Below are 21,591 nucleotides of genomic sequence, written 5' to 3'. Positions count from 1 at the left end.
TCCTCTTAGATCCTGTTAAGACCGAAAATACTCTTTTAAATATTTAGTAAAGGAGTGCTAATTTTGCAAGTAATCTTTTTGGGTAGCATGAAAAAAAATTTCTACCACTTTTTTGTTGATTTTTTATTTTTGAATTTTTCTTCTAAACCTGTACTTGAGTCCAGTATCTATGTGCTTTTTTTGTTCTACCTTTAACTTATTAGATTGTTATTTTAAAAGTTTGAGGGTACCTAAATGGAAGCAAATCAACTTGTAGTTATTGATATTCAGGGTTCGGCGGGTGTTGTGTTGGATGATGGATCAATAAGAGCGTTAAACGTTGGTGACATTATTACCGTAGGTGATTTAGTTGTTACTGCTATTAAGTCGTCGTTACAAATAGATGTGCAAGGTGAAACCTTATCTATACCCGCAAATCAAAAGGTAAAAATAACACCAGACCTATTAGCGAAAGAAGCAAGAGACTCTAGCGAAACAACTGTTTTTGATGAAAGTTTAGATGAAGCAATCGCAAGCTTAGACTTAGGTACAGAGCAAGACTCATCAACGGCGGCTAATTCAGATGTAACAGATTTTTTAGATGCATTAGAGGGTGATGGGGACATTTTAGATAATTTAGAGGCAACAGCCGCTGGTGGCGGTAATGCAGCTGGTGCCGATGGAGGTAGTTCGTTTGTACAGTTAACCCGAATTTCTGAAAGTGTTGATCCTAGTAGTGTTACTTTTGATTCTTCTTTTGATCAAAACGCTACTGAAGCTTTTAATTTAAGAGATACCTCTGATGGTATTGTGCCTGACGCAACTTCGGCTTCTATTTCACTTAATGAGCTGGGCGTTACTAATTCATCACAACCAACAATTACCGGTACGAGTGAAAACTTAATTGGCGAAACGGTTAATGTGACGGTAACTGATGTTGATGGAAATTCTCAAGTAGTTAGTGTTGTGATTGGCCCTGATGGTACCTTTGAAATAACCCTACCAACTCCAATCGCAGATGGCCCTGTAACGGTTGTTGTTGAAGCGACAGATCCTGTTGGCAACCCTATAAACGACACTATTTCTATAGAAATTGATACAACACCTCCGCTTATTGCTATTGATCCTGTTGCCGATTCTGCTTCGCAAACAGTGACAGTAACAGGAACAGTATCTGGGTTGAACACTGGTGATAATGTGTCGGTCACGTTAACGGATAGTGCAGGTACGGTACAAACAATTGTTACTCAGGTTGATGCGCTAGGAAATTGGGTTATTACTACTACCTCACCTTTATCTGAAGGAGAGTTTAACGTAAGCGCAGTGGCGATTGATGCCGCTGGAAATCAAGCTGTAGATCAAGCTTTAGCTAATGTAGATTTAACTGCTCCGGTAATCACAGTAAATGTAACTGATGAAACAAATAACGCAACACCACCACTTGTTGGAACAACAAATGGGGTTCCTGAAGGCACGCAAGTAACAATTACTGTTACAGATAGTGCAGGACAAATACAAACATTAACAGCGGTTACTCAAGCCGATGGAAGCTGGAGTGTAGAAGTTGGGACTCCTTTACCTGAAGGTGATTTTACTGTTGATGCACAAGTAAGCGACAGTGTAGGAAACTTAGCATTAGCAAGTGATTCAGGAGTAATTGATTTAACGGCGCCTACGGTACAAATTAATAATATTAACGACACTCAAGACACCACGCCAACTATTACAGGTAACGCGCAAGATGTACCTGCTGGCTCTATTATTAGTGTGGTTATTACCGATTTTAATGGTCAAACTCAAACATTATTAACCCAAACTAACGCTGATGGTGATTGGTCTATTGACGTAACTACGCCATTGGCTGAAGGGCAGTTTGAGGTTGATGCAAGTGTAAGCGATGCTGCAGGTAACCAAGCCCAAGCAAATAACCAAGGTGTTGTTGATTTAACAAATCCAGATATTACCGTTACTGCAATTGCTGATACTAACGATACTACACCAACATTTGTAGGTAGGGTAGAAGACGCTCCAGCAGGCTCTGTAATTACAGTATTAGTAACCGATATAAACGGTAGCGTACAAACTTTAACTACTTTATTAAATGAAGATGGCACATGGAGTGTTGATGCTAATGAAATCTTGCCAGGTGGTGAGTTTACAGCAACTGCGTCAGTAACCGATGTAGCAGGTAATGAGGCTACTGCGCAAACAAACGGCGAAATAACGTTTGCTCCTATTTCAATTCAAATCGATGCAATTGCTAATACTAACGATACCACTCCATTTTTAAGTGGTAACACCGGTAATGTGCCTGCAGGTACAACCATTACTTTAACTATTACGGCAAGCGATGGGAGTACATTTACATTACTTGCAGTGACGCAAGCAGATGGTTCGTGGACTGCACAAGTAACAACTCCTCTGCCTGAGGGCGACTTTACTGTAGTTGCAGCGGTTATAGATGACTCGGGCAATGAGGCGCAAGCAAGTGCAGTAGGTAATGTTGATTTAACTATAAGCATTAATTTTATTATTGATACTAACGATACAACACCAACAATTAGCGGCTCTACACAAGACGTAGAACCTGGTGCGTTAGTAACCGTTACATTTACAGGAAGCGATGGCGTAGCAGAAACCGTGCAAGTAGTTACTGGTGCTGATGGAAGTTGGTCAGTTGAGGCAAGTAATGAATTAGTTGAAGGCCAGTTTAGTGTGGTTGCAACAGTGACTGATGCTGCAGGTAATACAGCTTCTGCAAGCGAAACTGGAGAGATTGATTTAACCGATCCTGCAATCACGATTAATCCTATTGAGGATACGAATGATGTAACCCCATCTGTAAGCGGTAATGTAATTGATGTACCTGCAGGGACCGAAGTTACATTAGTAATAACTGACAGTGAAGGCAATGAACAAACACTTACAACAATTACAAATACAGATGGTACATATACAGCGGATATTATTGCAGATCTCAGTGAAGGTGATTTCACAGTAACAGCGAGTGTTAGTGATACTGCTGGTAATAGCAGTACTGCAACTGTTACAGGTACGGTTGATTTAACTGCACCAAGTGTGACTATTAACAATATTGCAGATACAAACGATACAACACCTGTTCTTACCGGCTCTACCCAAGGATTAGCATCGGGCAGTGAAGTAACTTTAATTGTTACCGATAGTCTAGGGGCTGAGCAACAGTTAGTCACTACTATAAGTGCTGATGGTACTTGGAGTATTGAGATTCCAACTGCTTTAAGCGAGGGAGATTTTACAGTAACAGCTAATGTATCTGATAATGCGGGTAACGCAGCTCAAGATTCACAATTAGGCTCAGTTGATACCACCCCTCCTTTAGTTGCAATAAATGACTTTGCTGATTCAAACGACACAACACCTATATTTAGTGGAACAACGAGTGATGTAGCACCGGGTAGCCTTGTTAGTGTTTTAGTTACTGATGCAAATGGTGAGTCACAAACATTGACGGCGGTTGTGTCAGAAGATGGAACTTGGCAAGTAGGTGCAACTCAAGCTGTTACTGAAGGCGATTTTACAATTACAGCAACAGTAACAGACGCTGCAGGTAATGAAGCAAGCGATACCGGTACTGGAACAATTGATTTATCAGCTCCAATTATAGCAATTAATGCAATCCCAGATAGCGCCGATACTACTCCAACAATTTCAGGTTCCGTACAAAATGTGCCAGCTGGAACAACGGTTACGTTAACATTGACGGACGCTGGTGGTAATACACAAACAATTACAACACAAACGCTAGCTGATGGTACCTGGACAGCTGATGCTATTAATGAGTTAGTTGAAGGTGACTTTAGCGTTAATGCCATCGTTAGCGATGAAGCAGGTAATCAAAGTGAAACTTCAGCACAAGGAACTATCGATAATACCGCACCAACTATTACGATTGATGCACTGGCTGATAGTAACGACACCACCCCAACTATTTCAGGTACAGCAACGGGCGAGCCAGAAGGCACCGTTGTTACTATTACCGTGACCGATGAAGCAGGTAACCCACAAACCATCACCACAGAAGTACAAGCCGATGGCACCTTTAGTATTGATGTGCCGAACGAATTAAGTGAAGGCGAATACAGCGTAGACGTATCAATCACTGATACTGCGGGTAACGAAAGTACAGAAGTAACAACGGGTACTATTGATACCTCAGCACCGGTGATTACGATAGATGCACTGGCTGATAGTAACGACACCACCCCAACTATTTCAGGCACCGCAACAGGTGAGCCAGAAGGCACGGTTGTTACTATTACGGTAACTGATGAAGCAGGTAACCCACAAATAATTACTACTGAAGTGCAAGCTGATGGCACATTTAGTGTTGATGTACCGAACGAATTAAGTGAGGGTGAATTTACCGTTGAAGTATCGGTTACAGATACTGCGGGCAATGAAACCACAGCAACTACGACTGGCGAGGTTGATACTTTAGCACCGGTGATCACGATAGATGCACTGGCTGATAGTAACGACACTACCCCAACTATTTCAGGTACAGCAACGGGCGAGCCAGAAGGCACAGTTGTTACTATTACCGTGACTGATGAAGCAGGTAACCCACAAATCATTACCACTGAAGTACAAGCCGATGGCACCTTTAGTATTGATGTGCCGAACGAATTAAGTGAAGGTGAATTTACGGTTGAAGTATCGGTTACCGATACTGCAGGGAATGAAACTACCGCAACAACAACGGGAGAAGTTGATACTGCCGCGCCAACAGTTATTATTGACCCCGTAGGTGATACTAACAACACCACCCCAACTATTTCAGGCACCGCAACGGGTGAGCCAGAGGGCACGGTTGTTACTATTACCGTAACTGATGAAGCAGGTAATCCACAAACTATTACCACAGAAGTACAAGCCGATGGCACCTTTAGTGTTGATGTACCAAATGAATTAAGTGAAGGCGAATTTACCGTTGAAGTATCGGTTACCGATACCGCAGGTAATGAAACCACAGCAACAACAACAGGCGAAGTTGATACTGCCGCGCCAACAGTTATTATTGACCCCGTAGGTGATACTAACAACACCACCCCAACTATTTCAGGCACCGCAACGGGTGAGCCAGAGGGCACCGTTGTTACTATTACTGTAACTGATGAAGCAGGTAACCCACAAACTATTACTACTGAAGTACAAGCCGATGGCACCTTTAGTGTGGATGTACCGAACGAATTAAGTGAAGGCGAATTTACTGTTGAAGTATCGATTACTGATACCGCGGGTAATGAAACCACAGCCACAACAACGGGAGAAGTTGATACCACAGCGCCAATAGTTACTATTAATGCACTAGGCGATACGAGTGATACAACACCGACCATTTCAGGCACAGTTAGCGGGGAGCCTGCTGGTTCAACCATAACTTTAACAGTGACCGATGCTAATGGCGCAGTACAAATAATTTCAGCACAAGTAATTGCTGATGGAAGTTGGACTGCAGAAGTATCCGCGGCTTTAGCTGAAGGAAGCTACTCTGTAGATGCAAGTATTAGTGATAGCGCTGGTAATGAAGGCACAGCAAGTGCTTCAGGCACAATTGATACAAGCGCATTGACCATTACCATTGATATTATTGGCGAAACTAACGATCAAACACCTCAAATAAATGGTGATACTTTTAATGCACAAGCTGGCTCTCAAGTTGAAGTTCAGATCACTGACTCAGCGGGTGCAATAATTACTTTAACCACAGTTGTTGATGAAAACGGTCTTTGGAGTGTTACTCCGCCTGCAAATTTAGCTGAGGGCACCATTTTAATTAGTGCAACAGTAACAGACATAGGTGGTGGAACGGCTAATGCAGAGCTTGATGCTGTAATTGATATTACGCCTCCAACCATACAAGTAAATGAACTAGAAACAAGTAATGATACAACACCGGTTATTTCTGGTAACACAACAGACGTAGTTGCAGGCACAGTTATAAATTTAACGGTTACTGATTCTCAAGGGGTTGTTCGCACATTTAGCACTACAACGGATGTAGAAGGTAATTGGAGTGTTGAACTTTCTCAAGAGTTGGCCTCGGGCGATTATTCTGTAGAAGCTGAAGTATCTGATGCTGCAGGAAATAGCGCTTCAGATACGGCTACAGGTAACATAGATACATCAGGACCTAGCTTAACCGTTGACTTTGAAGCTGTAACCAACGACTCAACGCCTACTATTTCAGGCACTAGTGATGCAGACGTTGGTACCAGTATCACGGTTGTTATTACAGATGAAAATGGAGTTGAACAAACACTTAGCACCACAGTAGATGCAAATGGTAACTGGGAAGTAACTCCACAAACAGATTTAAATGAAGGTGATAACACCATCGAAGTGAGTGTATCTGACGAAGCAGGAAATACGACAACAGTTACAGATACAATTACGTTAGACACACAAGCGCCAATACTCACCATTCAAAACGTAGGCGATGTCAGCGATTTAACACCTGAGCTGCAGGGCACTAGTAATGAAATTGGCGGCACCGTAACACTGACCATCACCGACAGCCAAGGCGCTGAGCAAACCTTCACCACCACCGTTGAAAGTGATGGCCACTGGAATATTGAAATTCCAGGTGCCCTTGCACAAGGTGACTTTAGCGTTGTTGCCAGCATCACTGATGCTGCAGGCAACGACACCACGGCCAACAGTAGTGGTAATGTAGATACCATTACACCGGTTATCACCGTTGATGCACTGGGTTTAGGCAACGACAGCACCCCAGTTGTTAGTGGTACCTCAACAGAGCCTGAAGGCACCGTTGTGAATATTGTTATCACAGACAGTAACGGCGATGAAACACCAATTACAGCCACAGTCGATGCGAACGGCAACTGGCAAGCAATCAGCCCTGAATTACCAGAGGGCAGCTACAGTGTGCAAGCCAGCATTACCGATGCCGCAGGTAACACCGATAGCGCCGTGCAATCGGGCACCATTGATAGCCTCGCGCCAACGCTTGTGCTTGATACCGTGGGCGCAACGAACGATAGCACCCCGACTATCAGCGGAAGTACCAATGCGCCAGCGGGGACTGTTATTAGCATCAGCGTGAGTGATGGCACCACAACAGAAACGTTCACCGCGACAGTACAAGCTGATGGCAGCTGGTCAGCGGATGTACCGAATGCACTGAGCGATGGTCCACTCACCATTGAAGCTAGCGTTAGTGATAACGCCGGTAATACCACTACATTAAGTGAAACCGCAACACTCAACACCACGGCCCCAAGCATTAGTATTAATGCATTGGTTGATACCAACGACACTACCCCAACCATTAATGGTACAAGCGATGCGGCAGATAACACCACCATTAGCTTAACGTTTGAAGACAGTGCAGGGAATATTACGACTGTTGATACGACGGTAACGGGTGGCGTCTGGAGCGTTGATGCACCAACTGATTTAGCCGAAGGTGAATACACGGTGACCGCAGAGGTAGACGATGGCCTAGGTAATATCGGCAGCGCCACCGAAACAGGTCAGATAGACTTAACCGCACCGAGCCTTGTTATTACCGACAACGGCGTAGGCAACGATACCACCCCAACTATTACCGGTACTAGCGATGCACCGCAAGGCAGTACGGTAACGGTTATAGTGACAGATACCAGTGGCACACCACAAACAATGAGCGCCACTGTACTTGCCAATGGCACGTGGTCAATCCCTGTACCGGTAGCACTTGCAGAAGGTGCATACACCATTAGCGCGAGTGTTGAAGACACCGCTGGTAATGAAGCCACCGCCACAGGCACTGGTGAAATAGATACCACCGCACCGACACTTGTACTTACCAGCTCAGGCTCAAGTAACGACATCACCCCGACACTCAGTGGCACAAGCGATGCCGTTGAAGGCACGGTTATTAACTTCACCGTAGTGGACGATCAAGGCAATACACAAACCTTCACCACCACTGTGGGTGCTGATGGCAACTTCTCAGTTGAAGTACCGATTGCACTGGCAGAAGGGCCGTACACGATCACCGCCAACATCAGCGATGTGGCAGGTAACAGCACCAACATTACAGGCATTGGCACCATTGATACCACAGCACCAAGTGTGAGTGTGGATGCGCCAGTACTCACCAACGACACCACACCAACTGTGACTGGCACCAGTGATGCACCTAACAGCACCATTACGGTTACATTTACAGACGCAGCAAATGCCACCCAAAGCATTGATGTACAAACCGATGCAAATGGTAACTGGAGTGCGACACCAACAGGTACATTAGCTGAAGGTAATTACAGCGTCAGCGCCAGCATTACCGATGCCGCAGGCAATACAGGCACGGGTACAGACAGTGGCGAAGTAGATGTTACACCACCAGATTTAGCGTTTACACCTACCTTCTTATTAGGTTCATTGGTGTTATTAAACGGTACCTCTGATTTACCGGCTGGCAGTGAAATTACCATTACCGAGCAACTGGTAGGCGGTGGCGTAGGACTAAGTTACACCACAACCACAGATGCCAATGGTAACTGGTCATTAACTGGTATCGACATCTCATTACTGAACTTAGGCTCCGTGATCGCAACAGCGACCGATGCAGCAGGTAATACCCGTACAATTAGCTCAGATGACTTTGATAATACACCGCCGACACTCACTGTTGATGTTGCAGCACAAAGCGACAGCAACACGCCAATCATAAGCGGTACAAGTGATGCGGGTGAAGGCGCGCAAGTCACTATTGTAGTGACCGATAGCGATGGTAATTCACAAACTATCACCGCCCTTGTGGATGCAAACGGTGATTGGATCGCCACTCCAACCACACCGCTAAGCGAAGGTGAAACGACCATTGAAGTAAGTGTGCGCGACAGTGTCGGCAATGAAACCACCGTGAGTGACACCACGACTATCGACACGCAAGCGCCACTACTCACCATTCAAAACGTGGGCGATGTCAGCGATTTAACACCAGAGCTTCAGGGCACCAGTAATGAAATTGGTGGCACCGTAACACTCACCATCACCGACAGCGAAGGCATCAATCAAACCCTTAGCACTGTTGTAGGCAGCGATGGTCACTGGAATATTGAAATTCCAGGTGCCCTTGCACAAGGTGATTTTACTGTAAGCGCGAATATTACCGATGCGGCAGGCAACGAGAGCACAGCCAACAGCAGTGGCAATGTTGATACCATTACGCCAATCGTCACCGTTGATGCACTGGGCTTAGGTAACGACAGCACACCGACCGTTAGCGGCACATCAACAGAGCCCGCAGGCACGGTTATAAACATTGTTATTACCGACAGTAACGGTGATGAACACCCAATCACCGCCACCGTGGATGCAAATGGTGATTGGCAAGCAACCAGCCCTGAATTACCAGATGGAAGCTACAACGTACAAGCCAGTATCACCGATGATGCAGGCAACACCGGCGGCGCAGTTCAATCAGGCACCATTGATAGCCTCGCGCCAACGCTTGTGCTTGATACCGTGGGCGCAACGAACGATAGCACCCCGACTATCAGCGGAAGTACCAATGCGCCAGAGGGGACTGTTATTAGCATCAGCGTGAGTGATGGCACCACAACAGAAACGTTCACCGCGACAGTACAAGCTGATGGCAGCTGGTCAGCGGATGTACCGAACGCGCTAACTGATGGTCCACTCACTATCGCAGCAAGCGTAAGCGACAGTGCAGGCAACACCACTACATTAAGTGAAAACGCAACACTCAACACCACGGCGCCAAGCATTAGTATTAATGCACTGGTTGACACCAACGACACCACCCCAGCTATTAATGGTACAAGCGATGCGGCAGATGGCACCACCATTAGTTTAACGTTTGAAGATAGTGCAGGAAATATTACGACTGTTGATACGACCGTAACGGGTGGTGTATGGAGCGTCGATGCACCAACTGATTTAGCCGAAGGCGAATATACTGTCACCGCACAGGTAGATGATGGACTGGGCAATATTGGCAGTGCCACCGAGACAGGTCAGATAGACCTAACAGGTCCGAGCCTTGTTATTACCAACAACGGTGTAGGCAACGACACCACGCCAACGATTGCAGGTACCAGCGATGCACCGCAAGGCAGTGAAGTAACCATTGTTGTCACCGACAGCAACGGCGCAGCGCAAACCATGAGTGCCACCGTGCTTGCTAATGGTACGTGGTCAATCCCTGTACCAGTAGCACTTGCAGAAGGTGCATACACCGTAAGCGCGAGTGTTGAAGATGTGGCAGGCAACGACACCATCGCCACAGGTGCTGGTGAAATAGATACCATTGCACCGACACTTATACTTACCAGCCCTGGTTCAAGTAATGACATCACCCCGACATTTAGCGGCACAAGCGATGCGGTTGAAGGCACCGTTATTAACTTCACCGTAGTGGATGATTTAGGCAATACACAAACCTTCACCACCACTGTGGATGCTGATGGTAACTTCTCTATAGAAGTACCGACTGCCTTGGCAGAAGGGCCGTACACGATCACCGCCAACATCAGCGATGTGGCAGGCAACAGCACTGATATTGCGAGCAATGGCACCATTGATACCACAGCACCAAGTGTGAGTGTAGATGCGCCGTTACTAACCAACGACAGCACGCCGACAGTGACAGGCACCAGTGATGCACCTAACAGCACCATCACGGTGACGTTTACCGATGCAGCGAATACCACACAAAGCATTGATGTACAAACCGATGCTAATGGTAACTGGAGTGCGACACCAACAGGTACATTAGCTGAAGGTGACTACAGCGTCAGCGCTAGCATCACCGATGCCGCAGGCAACACAGGCACCGGCACGGACAGTGGCGAAGTAGACGTAACCCCGCCAGCACTTGCCTTTACGCCAACGTTTGAGCTTGGCTTATTAGTCACATTAAGTGGTACGTCTGACTTGCCAGCAGGTAGTGAAATTACTATTACCGAGCAACTTGTTAACGGGGGTATTGGTGCAACTTATACCACTACAACCGATGCGGATGGCAACTGGTCATTAGTCGGATTAGATGTATCGTTACTTGATGTTGGCTCAGTGATCGCAACAGCGACCGATGCAGCAGGTAACACGCGTACAATTAGCTCAGACGACTTTGATAACACACCACCAACGCTTACTGTTGAGGTTGACGCACAAAGCGACAGCAACACGCCAATCATAAGCGGTACAAGTGATGCGGGTGAAGGCGCGCAAGTGACGATTGTGGTTACCGACAGCAACGGCAACCCACAAACTATCACCGCCCTTGTGGATGCAAACGGTGATTGGAGCGCCACACCAGCGACACCATTAAGTGAAGGTCAAAGCACCATTGAAGTAAGTGTACGCGACAGTGTTGGCAATGAAACCACCGTGAGTGACACCACGACTATCGACACGCAAGCGCCAACGCTCACCATTCAAAACGTAGGCGATGTTAGCGATTTAACACCAGAGCTTCAGGGCACCAGTAATGAAATTGGTGGCACTGTCACACTCACTATCACGGATAGCGCAGGTGCTGTGCAAACCATTGATACGATAGTTGACAGCGATGGCCACTGGGTTATTGAAGTATCAAACGCGCTTGCCCAAGGCGACTTCACAGTTGTTGCGAGCATTACCGATGCCGCAGGCAATGAGAGCACAGCGAATAGCAGTGGCAATGTTGATACGGTTACACCAATCGTCACTGTTGACGCATTGGGTCTAGGTAACGACAGCACCCCAGTTGTTAGTGGTACCTCAACAGAGCCTGAAGGCACGGTTGTAAACATTGTTATTACTGACAGCAACGGTGATGAACACCCAATCACCGCTACTGTGGATGCAAACGGTAATTGGCAAGCAACCAGCCCTGAATTACCAGATGGCAGCTACACCGTACAAGCCAGTATCACCGATGATTCAGGCAACACAGGTGGCGCAGTTCAATCAGGCACTCTTGATACCTTAGCACCGACATTAACACTGGATACCGTGGGCGCTACGAACGACAGCACCCCAGCAATCAGCGGAAGCAGCAATGCTCCAGCGGGCACAGTGATAAACATCAGCGTAAGCGACGGCACCACAACCGAAACGTTCACCGCGACAGTACAAGCCGACGGCAGTTGGTCAGCAGATGTGCCGACAGCATTAGCTGATGGAGAGCTTACTATTGAAGCCAGCGTGAGCGATAACGCCGGAAACACCACCACATTAAGTGAAACCGCGACACTCAACACCACCGCGCCGAGCATTAACATTAATGCCTTGGTTGATACCAACGACACCACACCAACCATTAATGGTACAAGTGATGCAGCCGATGGCACCACTATCAGCTTAACGTTTGTAGACAGTGCAGGAGCTGAAACCACCACGACCATCACGGTCACCGGTGGCCTATGGAGCGTTGCAGCGCCTGTTGAGTTAGCCGAAGGCGAATACACTGTTACCGCACAGGTAGATGATGGACTGGGTAATATTGGCAGCGCCACCGAGACAGGTCAGATAGACCTAACAGGTCCGAGCCTTGTTATTACCAACAACGGTGTAGGCAACGACACCACGCCAACGATTGCAGGTACCAGCGATGCACCGCAAGGCAGTGAAGTAACCATTGTTGTCACCGACAGCAGCGGCGCAGCGCAAACAATGAGCGCCACCGTACTAGCCAATGGCACGTGGTCAATGCCTGTACCGGTAGCACTTGCAGAAGGCGCATACACCATTAGCGCGAGTGTAGAAGATGTCGCAGGCAACGACACCACCGCCACAGGCACTGGTGAAATAGATACCACCGCACCGACACTTGTACTTACCAGTCCAGGCTCAAGTAGCGACATCACCCCGACACTCAGCGGAACAAGCGATGCGGTTGAAGGCACCGTTATTAACTTCACCGTGGTGGACGATCAAGGCAATACACAAACGTTCACCACCACGGTTGATGCCGATGGCAACTTCTCAGTCGAAGTGCCTAATGCGATAGCCGAAGGGCCGTACAGTATTAACGCCAGCATCAGCGATGTGGCAGGTAACAGCACCGATATTACCGGCAACGGCACGATTGATACCACAGCACCAAGTGTGAGTGTAGATGCGCCAGTACTCACCAATGACACCACACCCACAGTGACTGGCACCAGTGATGCACCTAATAGCACTATCACAGTTACGTTTACAGATGCAGCGAATGCGACTCAAAGCATTGATGTACAAACCGATGCAAGTGGTAACTGGAGTGCAACGCCAAGCGGCGATTTAGCGGAAGGTAATTACAGCGTCAGCGCCAGCATCACCGATGCTGCAGGCAACACAGGCACAGGTACAGATAGTGGCGAAGTCGATATAACACCGCCAGACTTAGCATTTACACCTACCTTCTTATTAGGCTCATTGGTGTTATTAAACGGCACCTCTGATTTACCAGCTGGCAGTGAAATTACTATTACCGAGCAACTTGTTAACGGTGGTATTGGTGCAACATATACCACTACAACGGATGCGGATGGCAACTGGTCATTAGTCGGGTTGGATGTATCTTTACTTGATGTTGGCTCAGTGATCGCAACAGCGACCGATGCCGCAGGTAATACCCGTACAATTAGCTCAGATGACTTTGATAATACACCACCAACGCTTACTGTTGAGGTTGCAGCACAAAGCGACAGCAACACGCCAATCATAAGCGGCACAAGCGATGCAGGTGAGGGTGCACAAGTGACTATCGTGGTCACTGATAGCGCAGGCAACCCGCAAACTATCACCGCCCTTGTGGATGCAAACGGTGATTGGAGCGCCACACCAGCGACACCATTAAGTGAAGGTCAAAGCACCATTGAAGTAAGTGTACGCGACAGTGTTGGCAACGAAACTACAGTGAGTGACACCACCACTATCGACACGCAAGCGCCAATACTCACCATTCAAAACGTAGGCGATGTCAGCGACTTAACACCAGAGCTTCAGGGCACCAGTAATGAAATTGGTGGCACCGTAACACTCACCATCACCGACAGCGAAGGCATCAATCAAACCCTTAGCACCGTTGTAGGCAGCGATGGTCACTGGGCAATCGAAGTATCGACAGCCCTTGCACAAGGTGAGTTTAGCGTTGTTGCCAGCATTATCGATGCCGCAGGCAACGAGAGTACCGCAAACAGCAGTGGTAATGTAGATACCATCACACCAGTTGTCACCGTTGATGCACTGGGTTTGAGTAACGACAGCACCCCAGTGATTAGTGGTACCTCAACAGAGCCTGCAGGCACGGTTGTAAATATTGTTATTACCGACAGTAACGGTGATGAGCACCCAATCACCGCTACTGTGGATGCAAACGGTGATTGGCAAGCAACTAGCCCTGAATTACCAGATGGAAGCTACACCGTACAAGCCAGTATCACCGATGATGCAGGTAACACTGGCGGCGCCACACAAACTGGCAGCTTAGATACCTTAGCGCCGACACTGACGTTAGACACAGTAGGCGCCACTAATAACAGCACGCCAACAATTAGCGGGACATCAAACGCGCCAGCAGGCACGGTTATAACGATTAACGTCACGGATGCAGATAATACAGAAACGTTCACCGCGACAGTACAAGCCGATGGCAGTTGGTCAGCGGATGTACCGAACGCGCTAACTGATGGTCCACTCACTATCGAAGCAAGCGTAAGCGACAGTGCAGGCAACACCACTACATTAAGTGAAAACGCAACACTCAACACCACGGCGCCAAGTATCAGTATTAATGCACTGGTTGACACTAATGACACCACGCCAGAAATTCGCGGGACAAGCGATGCGGCAGATGGCACCACCATTAGTTTAACGTTTGAAGATAGTGCAGGGAATATTACGACTGTTGATACGACCGTAACGGGTGGTGTATGGAGCGTCGATGCACCAACTGATTTAGCCGAAGGTGAATATACTGTCACCGCAGAGGTAGATGATGGACTGGGCAATATTGGCAGTGCCACCGAGACAGGTCTGATAGATCTAACAGGTCCGAGCCTTGTTATTACCAACAACGGTGTAGGCAACGACACCACGCCAACGATTGCAGGCAGTAGTGATGCACCGCAAGGCAGTACGATAACGGTTATAGTGACAGATAGCAGTGGTGCAGCGCAAACAATGAGCGCCACCGTACTTGCTAATGGTACGTGGTCAATTCCTGTACCGGCAGCCATTGCAGAAGGTGGATACACCATCAGCGCAGGCGTGAGCGATGCAGCAGGCAATGACACCACCGCTACAGGCACCGGCGAAGTAGACACCACCGCACCTACACTTGTACTTACCAGCCCAGGCTCAAGCAACGACGTAACCCCGACACTGAGCGGCACAAGCGATGCGGTTGAAGGCACCGTTATTAACTTCACGGTTGTGGACGATTTAGGTAATACACAAACGTTGACCACCGCTGTGGATGCTGATGGCAACTTCTCAGTCGAAGTGCCAACAGCACTTGCAGAAGGGCCGTACACGATCACCGCTAACATCAGCGATGTGGCAGGTAACAGCACCGATATTACCGGCAACGGCACAATAGACACGTCCGCGCCAAGCATTACCGTTGATGCGCCAGTATTAACAAACGACAGCACGCCAACAGTGACAGGCACCAGTGATGCACCTAGCAGCACCATCACGGTGACGTTTACAGATGCAGCGAATGCAGTGCAAACTATTGATGTACAAACCGATGCTAATGGTAACTGGAGTGTAACGCCAAGCGGCGATTTAGCGGAAGGTAATTACAGCGTCAGCGCCAGCATCACCGATGCCGCAGGCAATACAGGCACGGGTACAGACACTGGCGAAGTCGATATAACCGCTCCGGATCTTGAAATTATTCCATCGTTTTTATTAGGTAATTTAGTTTCTCTTTCGGGGGATTCTGATTTACCGGGAGGCTCTGTAATCACTATTACAGAGTACCTAGTTGGGGGATTAGTTGGCGCAACTTACACCGCGACAACGAATGCTGACGGTACATGGGGGCTTGCAAATATAACAGTGCCTTTACTTAGTCTTGCTTATGTAACAGCCAGTGCAACTGATGCAGCAGGTAATATTGCATCAGTCAATACGCTTGATTTTGATAACGTAGCGCCAGAACTAACCGTTAGTGTTGATGCTTTATCGAATGATAGCACCCCAGTAATTAGCGGCACCACCGATATGGGGCAAGGCACTGTAATTGATGTGACTGTTACCGATAGTGCAGGGCAAAGCCAAGAGTTTACTGCGATTGTTCAAGCCGATGGCAGTTGGTCAGCAGATGTACCAGCAGAGCTAGCGCAAGGTCAATACACCGTTGTTGCAGAGGTTAGAGACAGTGTTGGTAATTTAACAACGCAACAGACTCAAGGTGAAATAGATAGCGTTGCTCCTACATTAATTGTGAACGAAGTTAACGCGACAATAGATACAACCCCTACAATTTCAGGCACGAGTAATGAGATTGGTGCTGATGTAACCATTCTTATCGGCGGTCAAACACTAACAGCAACAGTGGGTACTGATGGCAATTGGCAAGTAGATGTCCCCGTAGCACTTGTTGATGGTGATTATACGGCGCAAGTAAGTGTTACCGATGACGCTAATAATATCAGCAGCACGACAATTGATTTAACAATTGATACCCAAGTACCTGTTATTGTACTTAATGATATAACTGTATTTAACACTGAGACACCAATTATAAGTGGCACTTCAACTGAACCACAGGATACGGTGGTCGATATAGTTATTACAGATAGCAACGGTGATATACATACTTTAACCGCAATAGTTGATGCTAACGGCGATTGGCAAGTTACGGCGCCAAGCTTGCCTGATGGTAATTATGATGTAGAGGTAAGTATTACCGATGATGCTGGCAATCAAGGTGTGGATACAGGCTCGAGCTTTATTGATACTCAAGCACCAAGTATTACTATAAACGCATTAGGTACAATTAATGACAGCACGCCAACTATTTCAGGCACATCCAATGAACCTGAAAACACGAGTATTACAGTAACTGTGACCGATGGAGATAGTACCGAGACTTACACAATTGTTGTTGGTGCAGGTGGTGCTTGGACTGTAGATATTACAGATGCACTGACTGATGGTGAAGTTACAGTTTCTGCAAGTGTTACTGATGCCGCAGGGAATGAATCAGTTGCAAATAGTACCGCAACTTTAAATACCAATGCGCCTACAATTAATATTAATACAATGGTTGATACGAACGATCAAACACCAGCAATATCAGGCACAAGTAGTGCAATAGATAACTCGGTGATCACAGTCGTTATAACTGACGTTAATAACGTTTCACATACTGTAACTACGACGGTAGTAGGCGGTATTTGGAGTGTTGATGCGACAAGTATTCTTCCTGAAGGTGAGTTTACTGTTTCGGCAAGTGTGACTGAAGGAGGCTTAACGAGTAATACAACAGGTAGCGGTGTTATCGATTTAACCGCGCCAACGCTTAGTATTACTCCGCTTGTAACTTTAAATGATACAACGCCTACAATTTCAGGCACAACAACCGCACCGCAAGGCGCATTAGTTATTATTTTAATTACTGATAGCTTAGGTGCAGAGCAAACGGTTAATGCTACGGTTGGTGCAAATGGCACATGGTCAGTCGCTGCAAGTACAGAATTGAGCGAGGGCACTTACACGGTTTTAGCTTCAACAACAGATACTGCAGGTAATCCTGTAAACACAAGTATTACAGGGGAAGTTGATATAACAGCGCCTGTTGTGACCATTAACGATATTATTGGAAGTACCGATCTAACTCCAAGTATTTCAGGGAATGTGACAGGTGCCAATGTGGGGGATGCAGTTGCTGTGGTATTTACCGATGCACTAGGGAATAAGCATACTGTAAATACAACAGTTCAAACTGGTGGTATATGGTCTGTAGAGGCAAGTAGTTCTCTTTCACAAGGAGATTATTCAGTTGAAGTATTTGTTACTGACAGCGCTGGTAATACCGGGGACGCAACAAATACAGCAACTATTGATACAATTGCTCCCGAGATTAGTATTAATCAAAGTTCATTAATACTCACTCAAGATAGCACTCCATTGATTACAGGTACGTCTAACGAAGCAAATACAAACGTTATAGTTACCTTTACTGATTCTGCTGGAGTTTCTCATCAAATGACCGTTCAAACCGATGGCAATGGAGACTGGCAAGCGGCTGCTAATAATATTTTAGCTGACGGTGTTTACAGTGTTAGTGCAACTATTAGCGATGCTGCGGGCAATACTTCGGTCGACAATAAAACCGGTGGTGAGGTTGATACCGTGGGACCAGAGCTAACAATTGTGCCTTCGTTCCTATTAGGTCAGTTGGTTTCTTTATCTGGCACATCTGATTTGGGCGAAGGTAAAACCGTTACGGTTACTCTAGAGCTTGCAGGTGATTTACTCGATTTAACATACGATGTAACCACAGATGCAAATGGTGATTGGGAGCTATTAGGCCTAGCAGTTAATGTTATTGGTCTATCAGTTGTTGAAGCCTCTGCAACTGATGAAGCGGGTAACACCACCACTATTACGACTGCAGATGTAGATGCTTCAACGCCGTTACTTAATGCGGTGGTTGACTTTGTAACTGGCGAGGGAGATTTACCAATAATTAGCGGTACGACCGACCAAGCCCCAGGCACCGAAGTGCTAGTGAGAGTGGTAGATAGCGAAAATGTAGTACAAGAGCTTACGGCTATAGTGCAAGCAGATAATACGTGGGCTGTGCAGGTTCCTCAATCATTAGCTGAGGGGACATTTAGCGTAACAGTTGACGTGTTAAGTGAGGTCGGTATTACTACCACGCAACTACTTACCGCAGTGGTGGATACAATATCGCCAACACTTGGCTTACAGGTTATTGGCACAACATCAGACTCCACGCCAATAATCCAAGGTACCAGTGATTTAATTAATGGTGTTGTTGAAATACAACTAGATGGCGGCACTGTACTAACTACTACAGTTGATGCTTTGGGAATATTTACACTTGAAGTTGATGCATTATCTGAAGGGCAGCACGTTGCTAATGTGAGTATTACTGATGATGCAGGAAACGTAGTTACCGATACTCTCGAGTTTGTAGTGGATACACTAGTACCAGTGGTTGATATTTTACCATTGACTATTAGCGATACCGATATATTAACTATTTCAGGCAGTTCTGAAGAGCCTGAGGGTACAGACATTGACGTAACTGTTATTGGTAGTAATGGTGATGAAACAGTATTTGATGCTGTAGTTGGTAGCGACGGCACGTGGTCTTTAGTAACAACTAGCTTATCAGATGGTGTATATGATGTGTATGCGAGTATTACTGATGCCGCAGGTAATACTGGGCAGTCAGCCATTGAACAAGTAACTATAGACACCATTCCACCAGTGTTAGTAATAGATGCGTTCGGAGTACTTAATACTCTAACACCAACAATTACAGGCTCTAGCGATGAGGAAGTAGGGAGTTTAATTACTGTAAATATCACTGACTCAACAGCCGCAGTACAAACAGTTACTACTACTGTTTTAGGAGATGGCACTTGGTCTGTCATTGCTTCTTTATTACCTGAAGGAGAAATTACAGTTGAGGCCATAAGTACCGATAGCGCTGGAAATGAAGCAACAGCAACCCAAACAGGCACTATTAGTACAACCTTACCTGGTTTGTTAATTAATCAAATTGTAGATACAAGCGATACAACGCCCACGATTACAGGTACCACGGATGTATTAGCAGGTGATGTACAGGTAGTTATTACCGATAGTAGCGGTACAGCAACGACATATAACACCACAGCCATTGCCGGTGAATGGACTCTAATACCTACAACACCATTAGCTGAAGGCGCCTTTACTGTAAGTGCTACAGTTGAAGACTTAGGGCTTTCAAGCTCTACAAGTCTTGGTGGAATAATTGATTTAACACCACCAACAGTTGAAGTTGATCAATTACCTGTAACCAATAACCCGCTACCGACGATAACAGGTATAAGTGATGCACCAGCAGGTACAAATGTGAGTGTTGTTATTACCGATGCTAATAATGATTCACAAACTATTACCGCTCAAGTTTCAGGCAATGGCACATGGTCAGTAACAGCTACCACCGCGCTTAGTGAAGGTAGCTTTAATGCAACAGCATCGATAAGCGATACAGCGGGTAACTCTGCTAGCGATACTATGGTGTCAAGCACCGATTATACTGCACCAACTGTAGTCATAGATCCAATATTGGTAGGGCAAGATACAACGCCTACTGTTACGGGGTCAGTTACTGGAAGCTTTGCAGGTGCAGCGGTTATAGTTATGTTTACTGATTCAGCTGGTGCCACTCACAATGTTCAAACAACAGTTGGAGCTGATGGAACTTGGAGCGTGACATCAGCAGAAGTACTTCCTGAGGGCAACTACAGCGTTGATGTAAGCATTGTTGATGGTGCAAGTAATACTGGTACGCAATCATCAAGTAGCGCAATTGACTCAGGTATTACAATTGACTCGGGATTAGAAATAACAGCAGATCAAACCCCACTCGTTACCGGGACTGCTGGAGCTGGTGAAACCATATTAGTCACCTTTAGTGGCACAACTGAGGTCACTAAACCGGTAACGGCTAACGCATCAGGTGAATGGAGTGCTTCACCGGATACTGATTTAGCAGATGGGGAGTACACAGTAACAGCCGTAGCAACTGATACATCAGGCAATACAACTTCAAGCGGTAGCATATCTGGATTGATTATTGATACCACGCCAATAGGTTTTGAAGTTACTGATTTTAGAGCAGCATTAGGTTTTTTACTCCCATCAGTTGAAGGAACGACAGAACCAGATACTGAAGTGTATATTATTGGCTCTTCATTATTGGGTGTTAATTTACTCGGTCTAGATTTAGATGTACTAGATAATGCAGGAAGTTTTACTTCTGATAGCAATGGAGATTGGGGAGGCTTTCTAAATTTACTCAATCTAAACATAGGTGGAGGAGAGCAATTCTACTTTGTAACTGTAGATGAAGTTGGAAACTACTTAATCAAAAATACTGAAAACACAATAGAGGATACGGGAAATATTTACGATAATGGAGCAAGCGCTGCCTCTGGCGACACAATCCCTGCATCATTTAGCGAAGAGTCGGCTCTAGGCGATACAATCTCTAATGAAGTTTCAAGCAACAACATATTAAGCACTGAAACAATTGACTTAGGTAACTTGAGTGGTCTATCAGCACCTGAGCAAACTGTGCAAGTGAGTTCGGCGGAACCGCTTAATATTGATGACGTTATTATTAGCGAAGATGCAGAGCAGCTTATAGCGCTAAATACACTGGTTGAGGACGAAGGCTCTGCAATTGCTTATACTCCAGCTCAAAGTGGGGGAAGCATTGATGCAGCAGCACCTGCGGTTGATGTACAAAATCAATCGGAAGAGATGATCAAACACTTAATTGAAAGTAGTAATAATCAAACGGATATTTAATATCAATAAAGCCCTCTTAATTATTAAGGGGGCTTACATAATTAAGTGAATTGGTATTAT

At 46.2% G+C, this 21,591-nt stretch carries 1 protein-coding gene; it reads left to right on the top strand.

Features of this window, described 5'->3' with window-relative positions; all coding sequences use genetic code 11:
• Window positions 1–234 precede the first annotated feature (234 nt).
• Entirely contained in the window at window positions 235–21,531 is a 21,297-nt protein-coding gene (locus tag I6F43_RS03585; RefSeq protein WP_197101062.1) for an Ig-like domain-containing protein, read from the top strand.
• Window positions 21,532–21,591 lie beyond the last annotated feature (60 nt).

Origin of the sequence: Pseudoalteromonas sp. NZS71_1 (assembly GCF_015864305.1) — a bacterium.
Lineage (GTDB): Bacteria > Pseudomonadota > Gammaproteobacteria > Enterobacterales > Alteromonadaceae > Pseudoalteromonas > Pseudoalteromonas arctica.
The sequence above is the reverse complement of the archived record's forward strand: the minus strand, read 5'-3'. Positions and strand labels throughout refer to the sequence as shown.

Excerpts from the sequence above, each read along its gene's own strand:
- I6F43_RS03585 (WP_197101062.1), top strand. The coding sequence starts at position 235 with ATGGAAGCAAATCAACTTGTAGTTATTGATATTCAGGGTTCGGCGGGT.